The organism is Oleiphilus sp. HI0123 (genome assembly GCF_001635315.1).
Genome location: NZ_LWGE01001250.1, coordinates 1 through 5,144 on the forward strand (window position 1 = coordinate 1; position 5,144 = coordinate 5,144).

3 protein-coding genes are annotated in these 5,144 nt (G+C 45.2%); 1 reads left to right on the forward strand and 2 read right to left on the reverse strand.

Features of this window, described 5'->3' with window-relative positions:
* Positions 1-125 precede the first annotated feature (125 nt).
* Complete coding sequence (locus tag A3761_RS14675) at positions 126-1,577, forward strand: DUF3336 domain-containing protein (RefSeq protein ID WP_068554374.1); 1,452 nt, start codon at positions 126-128, stop codon at positions 1,575-1,577.
* Here the strand turns inward: A3761_RS14675 and flgL are convergent.
* On the reverse strand, positions 1,572-2,789 hold the full coding sequence (gene flgL / locus A3761_RS14680) for a flagellar hook-associated protein FlgL (protein ID WP_068511772.1): 1,218 nt from the start codon (positions 2,787-2,789) through the stop codon (positions 1,572-1,574). The two genes, A3761_RS14675 and flgL, sit on opposite strands and share 6 nt — an antisense overlap.
* Before the next feature lie 62 nt (positions 2,790-2,851).
* Positions 2,852-5,144: flagellar basal body rod C-terminal domain-containing protein (locus A3761_RS14685; protein ID WP_231881228.1), on the reverse strand; the 2,293-nt coding region annotated here is incomplete at its 5' end.

The following is a 5,144-nucleotide window of genomic DNA, read 5'->3' on the forward strand; positions in this document are numbered from 1 at the left end:
ATCCTACCCCTAAATTATCAGCGTTAAAAGCCTATTGATTTACATCAATGCTCAGGAATAAGCGTTTGACATTGATTATGCGATAGGCAAATATATTTTTTTAGCTTACAAGCGTAAACACAAAAATGTCAGATATAAGCAAATTGCAGCAAACTATGAGCGAGGCACAAACTTATGAGCAATGGCTCACCGCTGCCTCGAAAGCCGATAAGCTTAACGGCAGTTATGACTGGCAAAAAAAACCTGAGTCTAAACACTACCCATACAAAGTGCTGCAGGGACATTATCAAACAATTTCTGAACTGCTAGAAAATAAAGATTATTTGAAGCTGATTCCCTATATTCAGGAAAGCCTGTATCGAACCACCGCGGAACTCAGTAAACCCAAGCTCTATCAACCCGCCTACACAGGAACCAAGACCCTCGTTAGCAATTACTTAAAGTTGATCGATAAAGCGTTAAAGATACTCTGCGAATCTGAGATCGATAGCATCTCGACAAAAGACAAGCTCGCCCAGTTCAAACAGGCCGAGCATAATTTTGGTCGCCCTGCCTTAATGCTAAGTGGCGGTGGAACCTTCGGTATTTATCATATAGGCGTGGTCGCAACACTCATCAATCACAAGCTCCTCCCCTCCATCATATCTGGTAGCAGTATGGGAGCAATCACAGCGGGCATGCTGGCTACTCACACAAATAAGGAAGTACTTACTCTTCTAGGTAAGCCCGAGGAAAGTAACTACAGCCCTTTGAAGCGTTTACCGCTTAAAGGTATTTGGCAACAGCAATCATTACTCGACCCAGAGCAACTGCGCAGCTGCGTTGAACACAACGTCGGATTAATGACTTTTGAAGAAGCCTTTAAAAAAACCGGCCGAAACGTAAGCATTACAATTTCACCTGCCCGAACAGGCCAAAAGCCAAGAATTCTGAACTACCAAACTGCACCAAGTGTTTTTGTCGCATCCGCAGCACAAGCATCATGCTCTGTCCCTGGTTTGTTTCCTCCCTGCCAGCTCTATGAGAAGAACGCCCTTGGGGAAAAGCAGGCCTATCTAAAAGGTGAACGCTGGTATGACGGCTCTTTTGCTACCGATATTCCGAGGCAAAGAATGAGCCGGCTTCACAATGCAAACTACTTTATAGTCAGCCAGGCCAACCCACATATTGTGCCTTTTGTCTCTCAACGTCAGGATGATGGTCTTGCAGCCTTCCTTGCCGACCTATTGGTCAGCAGTAGCTTTTCTCAAGGAAAGGCTCTACTTAAGTTGGGGAAGCGTCGGTTTCACTCTCAGGCTTGGAGTTCTTGGCTAAATCACGCTTCCTTGATGCTTGATCAGGACTATTTGGGCGACATCAATATCCACCCTGAATTTCCGCCTTCCTGGTATACCAAGTTCATGAAGAACCCTAGCCCTTCAGAAAGAGACTATATCTTGAAAATGGGTGAACGCTGCACCTGGCCAAAACTGGCCATGATTAGGGACCAAACTCAGGTAAGCCGAACCCTACAGGCTTGCATCGCTCATCTGGAGCAGAGCGCCAAAGAAGAAAGCTTAAAAGCCACCGCTTTATAAGCGATCAAATAAGGAAAGTGAAGACACCTGAGAATAAGAGGAGTAGGCAGCTTCCAAAGTGAACTGCTGTAAGGACAACAAACTGACGGCTTCCGCATAGTCAACCGATTCTAGGTCGCTCAGAGTTTGCTCTGTTAGAAGCTCCACATCCTTAAGCTGTTCCTCTGTTGTTTCAACAGTGTTCAGACGTGCACCAATCTGGCTTCGAGCTTCTAGAATAGAGGTTTCAGCGCTATCCAGGTTTATCAAGGCACTTTCCAGGTTCGCATCAAAAGTCGCTCGACCTTCTTCTGTGGCAGTAAAGTTATCCAAGGTATAGATAAACTTCTCAATCGTTGACAGAACGCCCTGCTTTTCAGTTGATTCGATAAAGAAGCTATCACCCGCAGTAGGCGTGCCGGTTATCTCAAATTGAACGCCATTGACGACAATCGGATCATTCTGTGAATAAGCCTGATTGGCCAGATAAGATCTACCCGTCGCTTTGTCAGTCACGTTAAACTCTGAAGGCGAGGTGAAAGTCACTATCATATCACCAGGATAAAACTGGTCATAAAGCTCTTGATCTATCACTTGCCCCGTCGTGATTCTGGCTTCTGGTACAGCTTGGTTATGAGGGTTTGCAGCGGTATAGAAGGTATTTTTATCAACAGCAATATCTTGAAATATTTGTTTGCCATTTTCAGATGAAGCAATTGTAACATTTGGCTCGACCTGAACAAAACGTCTCCCCTCATCTCCTTGATAAACGTAAGTACCCGAAACATTCTGCTGAAAGGGCTCCGTACCACCCTGAAAGCCACTAAATAAATATTCACCGCTGGCATCTTGTGAGTTCATCAAACCCGCAAGTTGCGACAAGCGTTCCTTCACCTCGGTTGAAATCGCCGATAAATCACTTTTGTTTAGAACACCGTTCCCTGCGGTCACCGTCAATTCACGAATACGCTGGACAACTGAGTTGATACTACCAAGTAAGTCGTCTTGCAAGTTTAAATGACCACGAGCCAGTTCAATATTCCGTTGAAACTGAGAGTTTAGCTCCAGTTCCTGATTCAGCTCCAAAATTCGAGTTGAAGCAACCGGGTCATCCGCAGGCGTTAAGACTTTCTTGCCCGTCGATATTTGTAACTGTGTCTTTTGCTGATCAGACTGAACATCCTGAATCGCTTCCAGACCACGGTTAAAAAGCTGCTGCGTTGATATTCTCATAAGCGTCACTTGATGGTACTTAAACCACCCCTGTTTTTCCCAACTCTATCTTCAATTAAACTCTATCTAAAGGCATTCAATAGCGTATCAAAAAGCTCTCTGGCAACCGATACAACTTGTGCCGATGCGTTATAAGCAGACTGAAACTGCACCAGCTTACCCGCTTCTTCATCCAGGTTAACACCAGAGATAGACTCTCTATTGTTTTCAGACTGAACCAATAAGGCTTTCGCAGAATCAGCTTCCAGACGTGCCCGATTGGTTACTGTGCCAATTTCTTCAATAATCTGTGAATAGGCTTCACCATAGCTAATCACACCACCTTGAACCGTCCCTGCACTTTCCAACCCAGCCATGGCTAAAGCATTGCGGTTATCCGAGACACCACCTGTGTTGTAATCTATTCTGAAACTATCACCCGCCTCAGCTTGGCCTTTAATCTCGAACTGAAACCCGAGGTAAATTGACTGCCCTACGGGTGCCCGTTCAAAAACACTATCGACGTCAGAGGTAAAGCTGATGCCATCCGCAAGTGTTACGTCAACCGCGCCACCGACAGAAACACCATTTCCCGCTATCACCGTTTCTGTATCCGCTGAAAATGCGCCCGGGTTATAAGGATCCACAGCACTGACATTGACACTGTCACCTGCCGCACCAGTGACAGACACAACAATATCAATACCGTTACTGGCATGAATTTCAACGTCATTGCCATCACTTACAGCATAGATATCCAAATCCTGCAAAGTCGTGTTTTCATTAATCAAACTAGCCAGGTCATCTTGAGTCGAAATACTACCTGCCGGAATGGTAATGGTTTCACCATTGATGACGAAGCCAAGGTCTGTACCATTGGCCGCATCAACGAAATTATCCAAACGAACCTGGGTATAAGCATTTGCCTGAATCCCTTGAACAGCCTGTAAGCTATCAGCAATTTCCTTTGCAGAACTGTTCGCCGTTATTCCCAGAACCTGAGAGTTAACGACACCCGTCTCAGTATCACGCTTCAAGATAGTTAGGTTTTGAGCACCAAAACCATTAACCAAAGTGCCAGTACTCGCCGCTGGCGTTCCAACCTGAAAGGTATCGCTTCCCAATGCCGAAACTCGCATTTCTCCTGGGTCAGAGGTGAAAATCGTATTGGTAATACCAGGGTTGTACAATAGGTTATTCATCGCTGGCGTAAGCGGTATCGGATTAGCCGGATCAGACACATTCAATACTTGAAATCGGGTGTCAGTAATAAACTCAATTTCCAAGGGTGGAGACAACTGCCCTTCGGTAGCAAAGATAGGCAAGGTTGCGTTAGTCAGTGGGCTCTCTACATCAAGCATGGTCCCAAGGCTAATATTCGCATTACCGGTATTACCCAGGTTAGCATCCGCACGAACTGGGGCGGCGAAAGAAATCGCTTCAACCCTGTCAATTTCTGCGCCTATATCCTCTGCACCATTTTTTGTGGGTTTAATAACAAAACGATCACCAACCTTGAAAGTGCCGGAATTAAACTGCAGCTGAAAACCATCGACTTCAACACTAGCCGGAAAAATTCCAGGTAGTATCCCTTTGGTCACAACATTATTTGTACCTGCGATGAACAGGGTATAATCGTTGCTCGATGGACCTTCAAATTTCAGGTCGTAATCGTTGGTTGTCAACTCGGTCGCATCAATGATGTTAACCTGCATACTATGATCTTGAGGTTCAGCATTGGTACTATTTCCCAGAACGCGGCTTCGTGCCAACACTTCCTCATTAACATCCCTAAAGAATAGGCCGCCTAAATTATCTTCCAGATCCATACCCAAGCCATGCTGCTTGTTGACGGTGTCTGACAAAACCATAGCTATACGACCGAGACTATTAACTGCTGTTGTAAGTTCATTGTCTCTAAAGTCTAGAAGCCCACCTACTTTTCCGCCGGTCAGCTCATTACTAATTATCTGAGAGCGACCATTAACCTGCATAACAATTTCTTTTCGTTCAGTGTCACTAGGGTTTAAAGTCACATCCAACTGATTTGAAGAGCTTCCTAAAACAAGAGGCTGACCATTTCCCACAAATACGTTGACCTGACCATCTGCTCCTGTAGGAAAAACTGCTACGTTTACGTATTCAGATAGCTCTCGTAAAGCTTCATCCCGAGCATCTAATAAATTGTTGGGTAAATCACCCTGCCCTGCACCAATTGCAACAGCAATAGACTGATTCAATTCGGCCAAACCTTGAGACAAACTATTGATCGCAGCAACCGAGGCCGCCAGCTCTACGTCAATATTTTCCATCTGAGAATTAAGTCGATTGTCCAATGCACGAAACCTGGAAACCAAACCTTCGGTTTGCGTCAAT